This is a genomic window from Zhongshania aquimaris (assembly GCF_019312595.1).
GTDB lineage: Bacteria > Pseudomonadota > Gammaproteobacteria > Pseudomonadales > Spongiibacteraceae > Spongiibacter > Spongiibacter aquimaris.
On record NZ_JAHWDQ010000006.1, the window covers coordinates 164,281 to 181,559 of the forward strand.

The window sequence follows — 17,279 nt, forward strand, 5'->3', positions numbered from 1 at the left end:
TATCTTAGAGACTAAAGGCGCAACACATCGTTATATAAAGCAAAAATCATCACAAATACTACTAACACCAGGCCCAGCTGATTCGCCCAGACCTGAACCTGCTCCGCCACAGGCTTACCGGTCAGCCACTCTACCAGAGCGTAGACAATATGCCCGCCATCTAGGACGGGAATCGGTAACAAATTCAAAACAGCAAGACTTATACTCAGCAAAGCCAAAAACGTTAGCCATGCAAAAAACCCATACTGCGCCGAAGAGCTCGCCACTTTAGCAATGGTTATCGGCCCGCTCAAGTTTTTCGGCGACAACAGGCCCATCAACATCTTTTTTATTGCCGATAAAGTAAAAGCACTCATCCGCCAGGTTTTGTCAACGGCTGCAACTCCTGCGCCAACAAAACCGTATTCCATAGTTCGCTGCATCGACTCCGGCCAAGATGGCATGGCCACACCAACGCCAACATAACCATATGCCTGAGATTCGCCGTCAAGCTTACGATCCGGCGTCATGGTTAACAGCACCCGTTGGGTACCACGCTCTACAGTGACAGTGATCTGCTCCTGTGGCTTTTGCCGAACGTATTCCACCCACGCCTGCCATGATTCTAGCGGCCTACCATCTGCCTCGACGACTAAATCCCCTGCACGCATTCCCGCTCGCTCTGCAGGACTGTCAGCTACAACGGTTTCAATTTTCGGTACAACTTCTGGCACAAACAGGGTGACACCTAATTCACGAACCGGATTGGGTTCTTCGATATCGTGCATCCAGTCACGCAATGCCACCACATTTTCCGTAATAAGATCAGAATCAGGGGAGCGCAAAGTAATATGGACATCACCATCTTCACCAATACGCTCCAAAAGCTGTAGCTGCAGCGCCTCCCAAGTTGGCGTCGAGCGCCCATCTACCGATAAAAACTCCTGCCCTGCGACAATACCCGCCTGATCAGCCAACGAACCCGGCTCGACCTTTGCCACTATTGGCGCTACGCCGCTGACGCCGTTTAAAAACACCAGCCAATAAACAAAAACCGCCAAGATAAGATTTGCAATTGGACCAGCTGCCGCAATGGCAATTCGCGATTTTGGTGATGCGCGGTTAAATGCCTGGCCGACTAACTCTTCTGGCACCGGCGCTTCGCGTTCGTCTAACATTTTGACGTAGCCACCGAGTGGAATACCAGCTATGACATATTCCGTACCGCTGCGATCAGTCCAAGACAATAACGGCTTTCCAAACCCCACCGAAAAACGCAAAACTTTGACGCCACAGCGCCGCGCGACCCAGAAGTGGCCGAATTCGTGCACCGCAACCAGAATAGCCAAGGTAAGCAGCGTCACTAAAATAGTTTGCAAAATATCCAGCACGTTTTTGCCCTTTAGCGCATAGCGACCCGTGTAATTCTGGCCACTATCGAGTCTCTGTTATCTGTTAAGCCAATGTTTTATTTAGAATAAATTTCATCGCACAAACACGAGATTCTCTGTCCGCTTGTTGGACATCCTCGAGTGAGTGCGGTTCAACAATTACAACAACCGCCATAACCTGCTCTATGACCTTGGCAATAGATGTAAAATCCAGTCGACCGTCAAGAAACGCTTCAACCGCGACCTCGTTCGCCGCATTTAACACCGCCGGTGCTGTACCGCCTCGCACCGCCGCCTCTCGCGCCAAACGCAGACAGGGGAAACGCTCTTCATCTGGCGCCTCAAAATCCAATCGCGCCTGCGCAATGATATCTAAACTGCCAACCCCTGATGCAACCCGTTCTGGCCACGCCAAGGCATGAGCAATCGGGGTACGCATATCGGGATTCCCGAGCTGCGCTAAAACTGAGCCATCAATATACTCAACCATGGAGTGAATAACACTCTGAGGATGAACAATAATATCAATGTTTGCAGGTTCGGTATGAAACAGCCAACACGCTTCAATCAGCTCCAAGCCTTTATTCATCATGGTAGCTGAATCCACTGATATCTTGCGCCCCATAGACCAATTGGGATGCGCGCAGGCTTGATCGGGAGTCACATCAGCCAATTCCGCTGAGGCCGTATTTCGAAAAGGACCACCAGAACCGGTCAATAAAACACGCTTAACACCGCCATGTAAAAAGGGGCTTAATTGACCATTCCCTTGCTGAACTTGCATCGGCAAGCATTGAAAAATCGCATTGTGCTCGCTGTCGATGGGCAGCAACATTGCGCCACAGCGCTGCACTGCATCCATAAATAACGGCCCAGCCATAACAAGCGCTTCTTTATTCGCTAGCAACACTTTTCTGCCAGCCTCAACCGCTGCCATTGTCGGCAACAAGCCGGCAGCACCAACGATGGCCGCCATGGTTACATCAGCCTCACGTGCGACAGTACACAAACCCGCTTCACCACCTAGAATCTCGGTTGGCAAGCCGGCTTTTCTGACCCGCTCCGCAAAGGCTTGCACTAATTCTATATCCGCCAATACTGCATAGCGTGGTGAAAACTGTTCAAGTTGTGCAAACAGCGTATCTAAGCTCCGATTAGCTGTTAAAGCATAGACACTATAACGCTCTGGATGGCGAGCCAGCACGTCTAGCGTGTTTACGCCGATAGACCCGGTCGAACCAAGGACTGTGACCGACTGCATTACACCCATCCCGTCGCCATCAAGCCCAGCGCAAATACTGGCGCCGCCGCCGTAATACTGTCTATTCGATCCATGATTCCGCCGTGCCCCGGCAATAAATGACCACTGTCTTTAATGCCGCGATGGCGTTTCACCATACTTTCCAGTAAATCACCCAATACAGAGGCTAATACCGTAACAATCACCATGCATAATAAGGGCAGTAACGCGATTGGTATCGCACCTGGCAATAACCTAGCCAATGACACCCACAGAAGAGCCGCCAACAAACTGCTAGAGGCCAACCCCCCCCAAAACCCCGCCCAAGATTTACCGGGACTCACCGCAGGAGCGAGCTTGGCTTTTCCGTAGGCACGGCCAACAAAATAGGCACCGATATCAGCTGAGGCGACAAGCGCAATAACCAATACAATTAACCACACACCACCGCTTAAACTTCTTAAATAACAGATAGCCAACCATGCAGGAACCAACACCAACAGCCCCATCAGAGCACGCATCCAGCGAGAACCCCAAAGCCCAGCACTGAGAGGGTAAGACTTCACCCAAAGCAACGCAATCGACCACCAAAGACTGGCAGCGATAACAATTTCTTGTACCTCGAGCTGATCCACGCCACTAAAGAGACTTGTTGTCCACGCGGCAACTATCATCAACAGAGCGCAGACTATTACGTAAGTAAAGCGAGCCCCCTTAGCCGAAAAACCACTTAAATCGGCCCACTCCCAGGCAGCTAATAGCACAACAAGGGCAAACACCGCCGACAATATCGGCAGCGACAAATACACCAGAGCCGCCAACAGTGCGACGACGATCAACACCGCGGTGATGATCCGCTGCTTTAACATAAACTGGCTCCCCTACTCTGGCGCTTCTTCATTATTATCATTTTCACGACCGCCAAAACGTCGGTCTCGACGAGCATAGGCGTCTAGCGCCCGGTCCAACTCCTCGCCGCTAAAGTCCGGCCAGAAACAATCTGTAAAATAGAGCTCGCTATAGGCTATCTGCCATAACAAAAAATTACTAATGCGCTGCTCACCCGCCGTACGTATGCAAAGGTCTGGTTTTGGTAGGTCGGCAAGTGCAAGGTGGCGATCAAACAGCTCAACAGTAAACTCATCAGGCGTTAATTCGCCGTCCTTCACCTTTTCAGCCAAGGCTTTGGCGGCATTCACAATATCCCACTGGCCGCCGTAATCAACGGCAATTACCAGCTGAGTTTCGCGGTTAAATCGCGTCAGCTGTTCACTGTAGTCCATTTGCTTGCGCAGTGCTGCGGTAAATTGGCTGCGCTCACCAATAAATCGCATCCGCACCCCATCGGCATGCAGTTGCTTAGTCTCACTATCGAGATAACTCGAAAACAGCCGCATCAAAGCCTGAACTTCTAGAGTAGGACGCTGCCAATTTTCGCTAGAAAACGCGAATAAAGTGACAATCTCAACACCGTGCTCGCGGGTTAGCTTTAATAGAGGTCGTATCACCTCTACTCCGGCTCGATGCCCCGCAGAGGACTTTAGACCGTGTTTTTTGGCCCAGCGATTGTTGCCATCCATAATGATGGCAACATGACGGGGGACACGTTTAGGCGCGGACTCCCGCTTTGCTACTGACATTGAAACAATTCGGCTCGCCGCTCAAATTTCCATCAGATCGGCTTCTTTCGCCACCAGCGCTTTATCTACCTCAGCAATATACTGATCGGTGATTTTCTGCACATCATCCTGCGCACGGCGCTCCTCGTCCTCGCTGATTTCTTTTTCTTTCAGCAACTCTTTTACATCAGACAGCACGTCGCGACGCGCATTGCGAATAGACACCCGCGCACTTTCCGCCTCTTGGCGAGCTTGCTTGATATACCCTTTACGAGTTTCTTCCGTCAGCATCGGCATCGGTATACGAATAACACTGCCAGCCGTGCTTGGGTTAAGGCCTAGGTCAGACTTCATGATCGCCTTTTCAACATCGGGAACGATATTCTTTTCCCACGGCGTCACGGTAAGTGTTCTTGCGTCTTCAACACCAATGTTTGCAATCTGTGACAGCGGCGTATCAGTGCCGTAATAAGACACCCGCAGACCGTCTAACAAGCTAGGGTGCGCGCGGCCAGTACGAATTTTATTAAAATTAGTGCCTAAGGCCTCAATGGTCTTAGCCATGCGCTGTTTAGCGTCTTCCTTTAACTCATTTATCACGACGTTTCTCCTCTCGGGTTGCAGCGGCACCTACCAGAGTCCCCTCTTCGCCGCCCACCACAATATTCAACAAAGCTCCCTGCTGCTCCATTGCAAAGACTCGCAAGGGCATATTATGGTCTCGGCATAAACATATCGCCGTTAAATCCATAACTTCGAGCTTCTTATCCAGCACTTCATCGTAGCTGAGATAATCATACTTCACGGCATCGGGGTCGCGCATTGGATCTGCACTATAAACACCGTCAACCTTGGTCGCTTTCAATACGAGATCCGCATCAACCTCAATACCGCGCAAACACGCTGCAGAGTCGGTAGTAAAAAACGGATTGCCTGTGCCCGCGGCAAAAATAACCACTTCGCCCCGCGACAGCAAACGAATCGCCTTACGACGATCGTAGTGATCAACAACGCCACTCATGGGAATTGCCGACATCACCGAAGATTTTATATTACTACGCTCTAGCGCATCACGAAGCGCCAATGCGTTCATGACCGTCGCCAACATGCCCATATGATCGCCTGTAACACGATCCAGTCCCGCAGTTTGCAGCGCCGCGCCGCGGAACAAATTCCCGCCGCCAACCACCAAACCAACCTGCACACCGATGCCAACTAACTGACCGACTTCGAGCGCCATGCGGTCTAGCACCTTGGGATCGATACCAAATCCAAGGCCACCCATCAAAGCTTCACCACTTAATTTAAGCAGTATGCGCTTGTATTTCTTATCCCGACTTTGGCTAGACATTTCCCTACCTCACCACATTACACGATATTTTCATGACACTGCATATCGGCTAAAGTAAAGCGGGGCCCGCAGGCCCCGCTAACTTAGTGGCTTAGCCTTTCAGCTGAGCAGCCACCTCGGCGGCAAAGTCTACTTCTTCTTTCTCAATACCTTCACCCACTTCAAAGCGAATAAACGCTTGGATATCGGCACTGCTGCTTTTCAGCAATTTACCCACGGTCTGCTCAGGATCTTTAACAAAAGGCTGATCAACCAATGAGTTTTCAGACAGGAACTTACGGATCCGACCATCAATCATCTTCTCGATAATTTCGGGTGGTTTGCCGCTTTCAGCCGCCTGGGCAGTGAAGATTTCACGCTCTTTCACGATCTCTTCTTCAGGCATATCGGCAGATTTAGCAACCCGTGGATTCGTTGCCGCAACATGCATCGCCACATCGCGCGCCAGCTCAGCGTCACCGCCTTTCAGGGCAACCAATACCGCAATACGGTTATTAGAGTGCACATAGCTGTCTACCACACCATCTTCTGCGCTAATAAGCACAGCACGACGAACAGAAATGTTCTCGCCGATCTTTTGAACCAGCGCTTCACGTGCAGATTCCAAATCGCCAGCCATCAATTCAGCAACATCAGTCGCCTTAGTAGCAAACGCCTTGTCGGTCACTTGCGCAACAAACGCTAAGAAGCCGGCATCACGCGCAACAAAATCGGTTTCGCTGTTAACTTCAACCACAACACCGTAGCTGCCATCTTCCGCAACTTTTGTGCTAACAACGCCATCTGCAGCAGTACGACCAGCCTTTTTAGCCGCCTTCATACCGCTAGACTTACGCATCTCTTCAATCGCCAACTCAATATCACCATTCGCATCATTAAGTGCTTTTTTACACTCCATCATGCCAAGGCCAGTACGATCACGCAGTTCTTTAACCATTGATGCTGTTACAGCCATCCTAAATTCCTCTTAATTACCTTGAGCGGGTTAACTCAAGTTCAAGAACAGACCCAAAACCATGTGCCTGCTCAGACAATATCCAAAAAAAGGGGGCCTTGCCCCCTTTCGCAGACTGCTTAGCGGCCAAATTACTCGGCAGCGCTTTCGCCTTCTGGTGCTACTTCAACAAACTCGTCTTTAGCAACAACGTCGTTTGCAGCAGCGTTAATAGCAACATCAGCAACAGCCGTTACGTACAGTTTGATTGCGCGAATTGCGTCATCGTTACCTGGGATAACAAAATCTACGCCATCTGGATTGCTGTTGGTATCAACGATACCAAATACTGGGATACCCAGTTTGTTGGCTTCTTGAATAGCAATACGCTCGTGATCCACATCAATAACGAACAGTGCATCAGGCAAACCAGACATATCTTTAATACCACCGATGGAGCGCTCTAGCTTCTCCATATCACGGCGGCGCATCAGCGCTTCTTTCTTAGTCAATTTGTCAAAAGTGCCGTCTTGGCTTTGTGCTTCAAGCTCACGCAGACGACGAACAGACTGACGAATAGTTTTGTAGTTAGTGAGCATTCCGCCCAACCAACGATGGCTAACAAACGGCATACCAGCGCGGGCAGCTTGTTCGCCAATAATCTTACTCGCTGCACGCTTAGTGCCAACAAATAGGATCTTGTTCTTATTGGCAGCCATTTTAGCAATAGCATCTAGGGCATTGTTCATTGCTGGAACAGTGTGCTCTAGGTTAATAATGTGAATCTTGTTACGCGCACCAAAAATGAAAGGAGCCATTTTTGGGTTCCAGTAACGAGTCTGGTGACCAAAGTGAACGCCGGCTTGCAGCATTTCACGCATACTTACATGAGACATGATATTTCCTTAATAAACATCGGGTTACAAACTTGCAGAGATCCCATAACCCAACCCCAACTATCGTTGAAGCACCCGGGATTACGTGCCGATTTCTGCGCGTCATTAATCCAATAACAGCTCGAGCCATTATTGGGGCGCGTATTTATACCACAGAGCCCCTATTACATAAAGTATAAACCGCTTTTGAGACTAAAATTCCGCGATGCCTTCGCTACCCATAAAGCGATGGTTTACAATAGCCGGCTTTAAATAAGCCAGACGAAGCCGCCCACCGGTACAGCCCTATGAATGTAAGCATTAAATCGCCAGAACAAATTGCCGCCATGCGCGTTGCCGGTCGACTTGCCGCCGACGTGCTAGAAATGATCACGCCTCACGTCAAACCTGGCATCAGCACTGGCGAACTAGACCAAATTTGTCATGACTATATTGTGAATGTGCAAAACGCCATTCCCGCACCGCTAAACTACAACGGCTTTCCCAAGTCTATCTGCACCTCTGTCAATGAAGTTATTTGCCACGGCATTCCTTCTGACAAAAAAATACTTAAAGATGGCGATATCCTGAATATCGATGTCACCGTAATAAAGGATGGCTGGCACGGCGATACTAACCGCATGTATTACGTAGGCAATGTGCCGGAGCACGCCAAGCGCCTTTGCGAAGTAACTCAAGAGTGCTTATATCAAGCCATAGCACTCGTTAAGCCAGGCTGCGCGCTCAGCGATATCGGCACCGTGATAGCCAAACATGCACGCGGCAAGCATTACAGTGTAGTCGAGGAATATTGCGGTCATGGCATCGGGCTCGTCTTCCACGAAGATCCTCAGGTGCTGCACTACGGCGAAGGTTATAACCGACGTAACGATTTAGTGTTAAAAGAAGGCATGACATTCACCATTGAGCCCATGATCAATGCCGGTAAAAAGCAAACCAAACTCAATACCAAAGATGGCTGGACCGTTACCACCCGCGACCGCCGCCTCTCTGCCCAATGGGAGCACACTATGGCAGTAACGGCAGACGGCGTTGAAGTACTCACCGCACGCCCAGACGAACCTTTTTACCGGAATATATAATGAGCCAATCCGCTTTACCGGATATTCATGCACTGCCCCAGCCCGGCCAGTCAATCAAGACTTATAAAACCTACCTTAAAACGCTGGCCGCTGACCTCAAAACCCGCTTTGAAGCGGGGGAGCAAATTAGCGCGCTTGTCAAAATGCGCTCACTGCGCATAGACGAGTTATTGCAGGGCATTTGGCAAAGTTATCAATGGGGCGACGATATCACCCTAATCGCCGTTGGCGGTTATGGCCGCGGCGAACTACACCCCTACTCCGATATCGACTTACTCATACTTACCAGTGACGAAGGCGGTGACTATCGTGAAAATATCGAAGGCCTTATCACCCTACTCTGGGACATTAATTTAGAGATTGGGCACAGCGTGCGCACCATGAGCGAATGCGCGCAAGCCGCCGCTGATGACATCACCATTGCCACCAACCTGATGGAATCCCGCACCTTAGCCGGCAATTCCGAGCTGCAAACTCAATTAATGAACCTGGTAGGCCCCGAAAATATTTGGTCTAGCAGTGATTTTTTCCGCGCAAAATGGGACGAGCAAATACTTCGCCACCGGAAATTTGCCAACTCTGAATACAATCTCGAGCCGAATATTAAAAGCTCGCCAGGTGGTCTGCGCGATATTCAAATGATTGGCTGGGTTGTTAAACGACACTTTGGCGCCCAATCCATCGATGAACTCTTGGAGCGACAGTTCCTCAGCAAAGAGGAACTAGACACATTAAAAGAAGGCCAAGACTTTTTATGGAAGGTTCGCTTTGCATTGCACATTCTCGCCGGCCGTGAGGAAGATCGACTTTTATTTGACCACCAGCGCACGCTAGCAGAGCAGTTCGGCTTTACCGACAGCGATGGCAAGCTCGCCGTCGAGCAGTTTATGCAACAGTACTACCGCTGGGTTATGCACCTTGGCGAGCTCAACGATGTATTGATGCAGCATTTCGACGAAACGATTCTGCGCGCCTGCGAAGCCGAAACCGTATTTGAGATCAACAGTCGCTTCCGAGTTCGCAACGGTCATATAGAAGTATGCAACGCCAAGGTGTTTACTAAAACGCCCTCCGCACTGATGGAAATTTTCGTCTTAATGGCGAGTAATAACGCCATTGATGGCGTGCGCGCCAGCACCATTCGACTCATCCGTAAATCTCATCATCTAATTGACAACCGCTTTCGCGCCGACCCCAAGAACAAGCGCTATTTTTTAGAGCTATTACGATCACCACAGCGCGTAGCACTTAATCTACGCCGCATGAAGCGCTTTGGTATCCTCGACAAATTTATCCCCGCCTTTGCCGGTATTGTCGGTCAAATGCAGCACGACTTGTTCCACATTTATTCGGTCGATGCGCACACCCTAGAGCTAATTAAAAATATCAGCCGCTTCCGCTACCCAAGCATGGTTGAAAAATACCCGATGGCGTGCCGAATTATGCAGCGCCTCCCCAAACCGGAATTGCTTTACTTAGCCGGACTATTCCACGACATCGCCAAAGGCCGCGGCGGCGACCACTCCAGCTTAGGTGCCGTTGATGCCCGCGAATTTTGTGAACAAATAGGCCTCAATAAGCGCGACGGCAATCTCGTCGCCTGGCTGGTTGAAAAACACCTTGAAATGTCATCGGTGTCGCAGCGCAAAGACATCCAAGACCCAGAGGTTATTCGCGACTTCGCCCTGACCATGGGTGATATACAGCACCTCGACTATCTATTCTGCCTCACCGTTGCAGACATCAACGCCACCAATCCCACCTTGTGGACATCGTGGCGCGCTTCATTAATGCGCCAGCTCTACGCCGAAACCCGCCGCGCCCTGCGTCGCGGACTGGAAAACCCAATCGACAAGCAAGAGTGGATTGCCGAAACCCAACTCGGCGCCATAGAAAAGCTGGAAGACTACGGTTTTACTGAGGCAGAAATTCGTGCGCTCTGGGCCAATACCGGAGAAGACTACTTTATTCGTGAGCAAATCGACGACATCGTTTGGCACACCCGCGCCATTGCCAATCGCGTCAAAGCAAATGCCACCGTCGTCCTAATTAAAGAAGGCGGCCTATTGGACCACGCCGGCGTCAGCCAAATATTCGTCCATACCCGTGCCCGGGTCGGTTTATTTGCCTTGCTCGCCGAGGCAATGGAGCAACTCGATTTAAGCATTCAAGACGCCCGTATTTACAATAGCGGTACTGGCTACACCCTGGATACATTTTATGTCTTGGGCGCAGACGGCGAATCAATTGGCGACAACCCCAGCCGCATCTCTCACATTATTGAGTTTATGCGCGAACACCTAGAGCATCCTGAGCGATTTACTGAGGTGAATCGACGCACGCCGCGGCAAATGCGCCTTTTTTCAACACCAACCCGCACCAGCATGACCACGGATTTGAATAAAGCACAGACCATACTCGAAGTGATCACCCCGGACCGACCAGGCCTGCTGGCGAGGCTCGGGCGTATTTTTAACCAGTATCATATACAACTTCAGAACGCGAAAATCGCCACCCTCGGCGAACGTGTAGAAGACGTATTTTTTATTACCGACGAAAATCAACGCCCGATCGACGACCCCAAGCTGTGCGAAGAAATACAGCAGGCGATCTGCCGTGAACTCGATGAAAAGGCCAATAGTAAAACCCTATGAATCCACATTTAAACACCTTACAAGCCTACCCCTTCGAGAAATTGCGGGTTTTATTTGACGGCACCACTGCGCCGTCACTTAGCCCAATCGCACTGTCAATTGGCGAACCTAAGCACCAATCACCCGCCTTCGTCAGTGAGGCAATTAGCGAAAATCTAGACAAGCTTAGTAACTATCCCACGACCAAAGGCATTCCCGAATTACGACAAGCCATTTCAAACTGGGCTTGTAAGCGCTTTCATTTACCCGCTCTAGATCCAGAGACACAAATACTGCCGGTGAATGGCACACGCGAAGCTTTATTTGCCTTTGCACAAACGGTTGTCAGCGCAAGTGCAGACGCACTGGTATGCAGCCCCAATCCGTTTTACCAAATATACGAAGGCGCAGCGTTACTTGCCGGCGCCCGGCCGGAGTTCTTAGCTTGCCGGCCAGAAAACGGCTTCATTCCAGATTTTAACGCCGTTAGCGAAAACGTCTGGCAACGCTGCCAACTTTTGTTCATATGTACGCCCGGCAATCCCAGCGGCGCGGTCATGAGCAGCCAGCAATTGCAGAAGCTCATCGCCCTAGCCGACCAATATGACTTCGTTATTGCCAGCGACGAATGTTATTCAGAATTATATTTTGACGAAGCCAGCCCACCCACTGGACTGCTTCAAGCCTGCGCCGAAATGGACCGCACTGATTTTCGACGCTGCGTGGTATTCCACAGCCTATCAAAGCGCTCAAATCTGCCCGGCTTACGCTCAGGTTTTGTTGCAGGCGATGCCGCCATTCTCAAGGATTTTTTGCTTTATCGCACTTACCACGGCTGCGCCATGCCGGTACAACATCAGCTAGCAAGCGTTGCGGCCTGGAATGACGAAACCCACGTCATTGCCAACAGAGATCTTTACCGGCAGAAATTCGACGAGGTCTTAGGCATTCTCGACGGCTGCCTCGACGTCAGCTTGCCAGATGCGTCGTTTTATCTTTGGGCGAAAACGCCAATTGCAGACACAGAATTCGCCCGCGGGCTCTTTGCCCAGCAACACGTCACAGTACTGCCTGGCAGCTACTTATCTCGAGAAGTTGATGGCTTTAATCCCGGCGCCAATTATGTGCGAATGGCTTTAGTTGCCGAACCAGAACAATGCGCAGAGGCAGCTCGGCGCATAAAAACCTATGTGCAAAGCCTGAACGATCAATCGACTAAAGGTAAGCAAGGGTAATGCTAAAAAAGGAGCGCGCAAACTATATTGCCAATCGCCTGCAAGAACTCTACCCAACGCAACCCGTACCGCTAGACCACAAAGATCCCTACACCTTACTGGTGGCCGTTTTACTTTCGGCCCAGTGCACCGACGCACGGGTAAACCAAATCACTCCAGCCTTATTCGAGCTGGCCGACAACCCCTTTGACATGGCCAAGCAGAACGTTGAAATCATCCGTGCCATCATTCGCCCCTGCGGTTTGTCACCGCAAAAATCTAGCGCTATAAAACGCCTGTCAGAAATTTTGGTAGAAAAATACAAGGGCGTCGTCCCCAAAGACATGGCCGCACTGGAAACCCTGCCCGGTGTAGGTCACAAAACGGCCAGCGTTGTTATGTCGCAAGCCTTTGGTGTACCCACCTTTCCCGTCGACACCCATATTCACCGCCTCGCCCAGCGATGGGGGCTGACTAACGGAAAGAACGTGGTACAAACTGAGAAAGACCTAAAAGCCTTATTTCCAAAAGAAAAATGGAATGCACTACATCTGCAGATTATTTTTTACGGACGCGAATTTTGCAGCGCCAGAGGCTGCGATGGCACTGTTTGCGAAATATGCACCACCTGCTACCCCCGCCGCAGAAATCCCAAGAAAGTACACAAGCCCTAGCATCACATACATCTTGGTCCCCCACTCCGGGACCAAGAACTCAAACAGTACATTTAGCCCAGTCGCAACTCACCACTCATGGTGCTTATCGCTTTGCCTGACAAAACAACGATATCTCCGTCAATGGCAACGCCAAGCACACCGCCTCTGCGGGAAACCTGCTTGGCCACAAAATCTGTCTTAGCTAGCTTCTGCGCCCAGTAATGTGCCAGTGCGCAGTGAGCTGAACCGGTCACAGGATCTTCATCAATGCCGGCATTGGGAGCGAAAAAACGTGAGACGAAATCCAAGCCTGAGCCTTGCGCCCCCTTAGCGCTAACAATTAAACCTCGGCTATTTAAGGCCGCGATGGCCGGCAAATCTGGCGTAAAGTTTTGTACAGCCATCGCATCTTTCAACTCTATGAGGTAGTCCTCACCGGCAATAGCAGCACCAGATAACAACGCCGGTTTAACGATGGTTTGCGCCCAGCCTGTGGTGTCGCTGTTTACTGTGACGGTGATCGGAAAACGCATACTAACTACTGCTCCCATGCGCGAAACCCTAAGCTCGCCACTGCGGGTAGCAAAACGCAAAACTTCGTCGCTCACACCAAACTCTGTCCATAGTACATGTGCTGCCGCCAACGTGGCGTGACCACATAAATTCACTTCAATCATTGGAGTAAACCAGCGCAATGACCAACACCCATCACTCTGAAGTGCTAAATAAGCCGTCTCTGACAAATTAAATTCAGCGGCGATTTGCTGCATCAAAGCATCGGACAAGTGACCTTCGACTAAACACACCGCCGCCGAGTTACCGGCAAATTTACGCTCCGTAAATGCGTCTACCACGACATATTTCATTTTCTTTATTCCCTAAAAGCCATTCCAGCGCCGCAGCGACTAGTGAATATTCCACCACCAGCCGTTCTCATGCGCCAAAACTAGTGTGTCGCCAGAGTGCAGAACCAATATACACCGCAGTAGCACAAACAGTAATGACAAGCCTACAACGGCCAAATAAAGCACAAGTACAACTTTGTCACCACCAGCAAACAAACGGTGAATACGATAAACCATTGAATTCATGACGCCACCTCGATTGAGGGGAACACTGTATGATGACGCCAAAAACCATAACAGATACACTACATCGAAATTGATACGGTACAGACATAGTTTTATTGAAACTGGCATGCATAACAGATGGAGAGAAAGTCGTTATGGCACCACGATATCGAGTTTTGGCGAGCCAGATTGCCGGTGACATTGAAAACGGCCTACTCCAAGCCGGCAACAAATTACCCGGCTTACGCCACATCAGCAAGCAGCACGATGTCAGTTTATCCACTGCAATGGCCGCCTATCGCTACCTAGAGCGCGAACAGTATATAGAAGCCAGACCCAGATCAGGCTTTTACATTAAACCCCGATTCGAAAACGAGATTGAGAGCCCACGGCTATCGCACCCAGACTCGACACCAAAATTAGTCAGCAATCAGCAGCGCGTCATGCAGGTAATCTCAGCATCAAATCAGCCTGGAATGTTGCGGCTCGGTGCAACGGTGCCCGATGCCAGCTTTTTACCTGTGGCGTCGCTGGAAAGAGCGTTGTCTGCGGCAGCTCGTCACCCCTACGGCCGCAATCATAACTACGACTTTCCGCCCGGCTATATTGGCCTGCGCAAAGAGCTCGCCAAACGCATGAATCAGTTAGGATGCCGTGTTCATCACGATGAGATCATGATTACCCAGGGCTGCCAAGAAGCGCTATTTTTAGCCTTGAAAGTCTGCTGTAAGGCTGGCGATGTTGTTGCACTTGAGTCGCCAGTTTTTTATGGATTGCTACAAATTATCGACACACTGGGCTTACAGGCTCTTGAAATACCCACCGACCCGAAGCAGGGAATTTCACTTGAAGCCCTGCAATTGGCCGTTGAAAAGTGGCCAGTAAAAGCCTGCGTTGTGATCACTAATTTTAGTAACCCCACAGGGGCAAGTCTTAGCAGCGAACGCAAAAAGACGTTGGTAGACATGTTGGCGAGAAACAATATCCCACTTATTGAGGACGACATATACGGTGACCTAAGTTTCGCAACACAGCGCCCTGGAGTTGCCAAACAGTATGATAATAGTGGGAATAACCTTTACTGCTCCTCTTTATCCAAAACCTTGTCACCCAGCCTGCGAATCGGCTGGATCGCGGGTGGGTCTTATATAGAGGAGTTAAATTATCAGAAGTTTACCGCCAACGCCGCCAATGCGACGCTGCCGCAACTCGCTGCTGAGCGGCTGCTTATCAGCGGAGAGTACGATCGCCACTTACACCGCATGCGCGCTGCAGCAGCGAGTTCAATGAGCAGAATTAGAGAACATTTGGCAAAGTATATGCCGGCGGGCACGCGGATCACTCAACCCCAAGGTGGCTACACCCTGTGGATCGAATTAGCGGAAAACATAGACACGCTAAAGCTAGCGGAGAAGGCACTCGCTGAAAATATCAGTATTGCCGCCGGCCCCTTATTTAGCGCCAGCGACAAATACAAAAACTGCTTTCGCGTTTCATGCGCCCTACCATGGAACGAGGAGATCGATAACGGCCTCAGACGCCTTGGCGCACTTGCCCACTCTCTATCTCTCAGCTAAGTTAAGCCGGCAATTCGGCATTGTGGTAGATGTTTTGCACATCATCTAAGTCGTTGAGCATGTCCATGAATTTTTCAAACATGGCCACGTCATCACCCTCAACTGGCGAGGTGTTTTGCGCAAGGAATTGAATCTCATCCACGTCGAAATCTGCCACGCCCATTTCGATCAATGCCTGCTTGGCTTTGAAGTAATCAGTGTTTGGTGCGAAGACAGAAATTTTACCGCCCTCTTTCTCAATATCACTGACATCGACATCGGCTTCCATCAGCGCTTCCAGGGCCGCCTCTTCATCTTCGCCATCAAAGACAAAGATCGCAGAGTGATCGAACATGTGGCTGACGCTTCCTTGGGTGCCTATTTTACTTTTGGTTTTGGTGAAACATAAGCGCACATCGCCAAAGGTACGATTTGGGTTATCAGTTAAACACTCAATAATAACCATGCAATTACCAGGACCATAGCCTTCGTAGCGGGCGAGTGAGAAATCTTCACCGCCTCCGCCTTTGGCTTTTTCGATGGCTTTTTCAATTACGTGGGTCGGCACCTGATCTTTCTTGGCGCGCTCAATCATCCCCCGCAGTGCCAAATTACCAGCCGGGTCGAAACCACCCGCCTTGGCGCACACATAAATTTCACGTCCGTATTTACTGTAAACCTTGGCCTTGGCATCTGAGGTTTTGGCCATGGAATCTTTGCGGTTTTGGTAGGCTCTGCCCATTGCGCTGCTCCGCTGAAAATAACAAAGACACGGATTTTACAGTCAGGTATTCAGATAGGGAAACTTTTCGTGACATTCCCGCCAATAACTTAGCCGCACTGAGCATTACCACCCTAAAACGGCGGCAAAATCGCGTTTTTATAAGCGCTAGCGGGCACGTCAGCGCAAAAATGCCTGACCACCGTCGATGGGCAAAGTGTGGCCTGTGATATAGGCCGCATCCGGTCCGCACAGAAATACCACCACTCTGCCAACATCTTCTTCGCAGTCGCCAACCCGACCTAAGGGGACAGTGCACAAGAAGTCTTCAACATCGTCACCACCACCTTCTACCCAGCGATTCATCGCCGGCGACATCGCTAGCGGCATGATGCAATTTACTCGGACATTATCTTCGCCCCACTCGCAGGCGGCGGCCCTACTAAGGGCGCGCGTGGCCTCCTTGGCAGCCGCGTAGGCACCAAAACCCGACGAGTCTGAACGCATTGCGGCTGAGCTAGCCAAATTGACGATACTGCCGTCGCCTCGCAAGAAGGGGTAACAGGCTCTCATAAAACGCAGGGTCGCCAGCGGGCCGGAATCCATCCCATCGAGGTATTCGTCTTCACTTATTTCCAGGAGATTGCCAAGGGGGACGATTTGGGCATTGTTCACAAGAATGTCGATGCCGCCAAATTCATCAACAATCTCTAAGACCGCCGCATCGATATCTTCAGCTTCGGTAACATCGCATACAAAGGCCTGCGCCTCGCCCCCACGCCTATGTATTTCTGCACAGGTCGCTTCAAGCGTTGCTAAGGTTCGCCCCAACACCGCCACAGTGGCGCCTTCAGCAGCTAAGGCAAAGGCAATACCGGCGCCAACGCCTTGGCCGCCACCTGTTACCACCGCTATTTTGTTCTGCAGAATAGCCATC

General features: G+C 50.5%; 17 protein-coding genes. 5 read left to right on the forward strand and 12 right to left on the reverse strand.

Features of this window, described 5'->3' with window-relative positions; genetic code table 11:
• Positions 1–11 precede the first annotated feature (11 nt).
• From rseP to rpsB, 8 genes are all read right to left on the reverse strand, one after another.
• Complete coding sequence (rseP, locus tag KXJ70_RS17580) at positions 12–1,370, reverse strand: sigma E protease regulator RseP (protein ID WP_219044857.1); 1,359 nt, start codon at positions 1,368–1,370, stop codon at positions 12–14.
• Positions 1,371–1,434: 64 nt separating this feature from the next.
• Positions 1,435–2,640, reverse strand: a complete 1,206-nt coding sequence (gene ispC / locus KXJ70_RS17585; protein WP_219044858.1) for a 1-deoxy-D-xylulose-5-phosphate reductoisomerase — start codon at positions 2,638–2,640, stop codon at positions 1,435–1,437.
• Positions 2,631–3,479: a phosphatidate cytidylyltransferase gene (locus tag KXJ70_RS17590; RefSeq protein ID WP_219044859.1), complete on the reverse strand. Its 849-nt coding sequence runs from the start codon at positions 3,477–3,479 to the stop codon at positions 2,631–2,633. The genes ispC and KXJ70_RS17590 overlap by 10 nt, the downstream gene beginning before the upstream one ends.
• Before the next feature lie 12 nt (positions 3,480–3,491).
• On the reverse strand, positions 3,492–4,250 hold the full coding sequence (gene uppS / locus KXJ70_RS17595; RefSeq protein WP_219044860.1) for a polyprenyl diphosphate synthase: 759 nt from the start codon (positions 4,248–4,250) through the stop codon (positions 3,492–3,494).
• A 21-nt stretch (positions 4,251–4,271) separates the two neighbouring features.
• Positions 4,272–4,829 carry a ribosome recycling factor gene (gene frr, locus KXJ70_RS17600; protein ID WP_219044861.1) on the reverse strand — a complete coding sequence of 186 codons (558 nt, stop codon included), beginning with the start codon at positions 4,827–4,829 and terminating at the stop codon, positions 4,272–4,274.
• A complete protein-coding gene (pyrH, locus tag KXJ70_RS17605) occupies positions 4,819–5,580 on the reverse strand; it encodes a UMP kinase (RefSeq protein WP_219044862.1) in 762 nt (253 codons plus the stop codon). The genes frr and pyrH overlap by 11 nt, the downstream gene beginning before the upstream one ends.
• Before the next feature lie 91 nt (positions 5,581–5,671).
• Positions 5,672–6,535, reverse strand: coding sequence for a translation elongation factor Ts (gene tsf, locus KXJ70_RS17610; protein WP_219044863.1), 864 nt, complete (start codon positions 6,533–6,535; stop codon positions 5,672–5,674).
• Positions 6,536–6,666: 131 nt separating this feature from the next.
• Positions 6,667–7,410 carry a 30S ribosomal protein S2 gene (gene rpsB, locus KXJ70_RS17615; protein WP_219044864.1) on the reverse strand — a complete coding sequence of 248 codons (744 nt, stop codon included), beginning with the start codon at positions 7,408–7,410 and terminating at the stop codon, positions 6,667–6,669.
• A 287-nt stretch (positions 7,411–7,697) separates the two neighbouring features.
• Between rpsB and map the strand changes: the two genes are divergently transcribed.
• From map to nth, 4 genes are read left to right on the forward strand one after another with little or no spacing between them, the layout of a single operon-like run.
• Positions 7,698–8,492 (forward strand): type I methionyl aminopeptidase, encoded by a 795-nt coding sequence (gene map, locus KXJ70_RS17620; protein ID WP_219044865.1) that lies wholly within the window; start codon positions 7,698–7,700, stop codon positions 8,490–8,492.
• Positions 8,492–11,146: a [protein-PII] uridylyltransferase gene (locus KXJ70_RS17625; RefSeq protein ID WP_219044866.1), complete on the forward strand. Its 2,655-nt coding sequence runs from the start codon at positions 8,492–8,494 to the stop codon at positions 11,144–11,146. Before map ends, KXJ70_RS17625 begins: the two co-directional genes overlap by 1 nt.
• Positions 11,143–12,360: a succinyldiaminopimelate transaminase gene (dapC, locus tag KXJ70_RS17630; protein WP_219044867.1), complete on the forward strand. Its 1,218-nt coding sequence runs from the start codon at positions 11,143–11,145 to the stop codon at positions 12,358–12,360. Before KXJ70_RS17625 ends, dapC begins: the two co-directional genes overlap by 4 nt.
• Positions 12,360–13,013, forward strand: coding sequence for an endonuclease III (gene nth / locus KXJ70_RS17635; protein ID WP_219044868.1), 654 nt, complete (start codon positions 12,360–12,362; stop codon positions 13,011–13,013). The genes dapC and nth overlap by 1 nt, the downstream gene beginning before the upstream one ends.
• A 53-nt stretch (positions 13,014–13,066) precedes the next feature.
• On the opposite strand, the gene KXJ70_RS17640 is transcribed toward nth, so the two are convergent.
• Together KXJ70_RS17640 and KXJ70_RS17645 are read right to left on the reverse strand one after the other, a co-directional pair.
• Positions 13,067–13,861, reverse strand: coding sequence for a PhzF family phenazine biosynthesis protein (locus tag KXJ70_RS17640; RefSeq protein WP_219044869.1), 795 nt, complete (start codon positions 13,859–13,861; stop codon positions 13,067–13,069).
• 39 nt (positions 13,862–13,900) lie between these two features.
• Positions 13,901–14,086 carry a hypothetical protein gene (locus KXJ70_RS17645; protein WP_219044870.1) on the reverse strand — a complete coding sequence of 62 codons (186 nt, stop codon included), beginning with the start codon at positions 14,084–14,086 and terminating at the stop codon, positions 13,901–13,903.
• Positions 14,087–14,220: 134 nt separating this feature from the next.
• Here KXJ70_RS17645 and KXJ70_RS17650 point away from each other — a divergent pair, with 134 nt between their 5' ends.
• Positions 14,221–15,642 carry an aminotransferase-like domain-containing protein gene (locus KXJ70_RS17650; protein ID WP_219044871.1) on the forward strand — a complete coding sequence of 474 codons (1,422 nt, stop codon included), beginning with the start codon at positions 14,221–14,223 and terminating at the stop codon, positions 15,640–15,642.
• Between the two features lies 1 nt (position 15,643).
• On the opposite strand, the gene KXJ70_RS17655 is transcribed toward KXJ70_RS17650, so the two are convergent.
• Together KXJ70_RS17655 and KXJ70_RS17660 are read right to left on the reverse strand one after the other, a co-directional pair.
• Positions 15,644–16,363 (reverse strand): YebC/PmpR family DNA-binding transcriptional regulator, encoded by a 720-nt coding sequence (locus tag KXJ70_RS17655; protein WP_219044872.1) that lies wholly within the window; start codon positions 16,361–16,363, stop codon positions 15,644–15,646.
• Between the two features lie 159 nt (positions 16,364–16,522).
• The gene (locus tag KXJ70_RS17660) at positions 16,523–17,278 is read right to left on the reverse strand and encodes an SDR family NAD(P)-dependent oxidoreductase (RefSeq protein ID WP_255558558.1); all 756 of its coding nucleotides are present in this window, start codon (positions 17,276–17,278) and stop codon (positions 16,523–16,525) included.
• Position 17,279 lies beyond the last annotated feature (1 nt).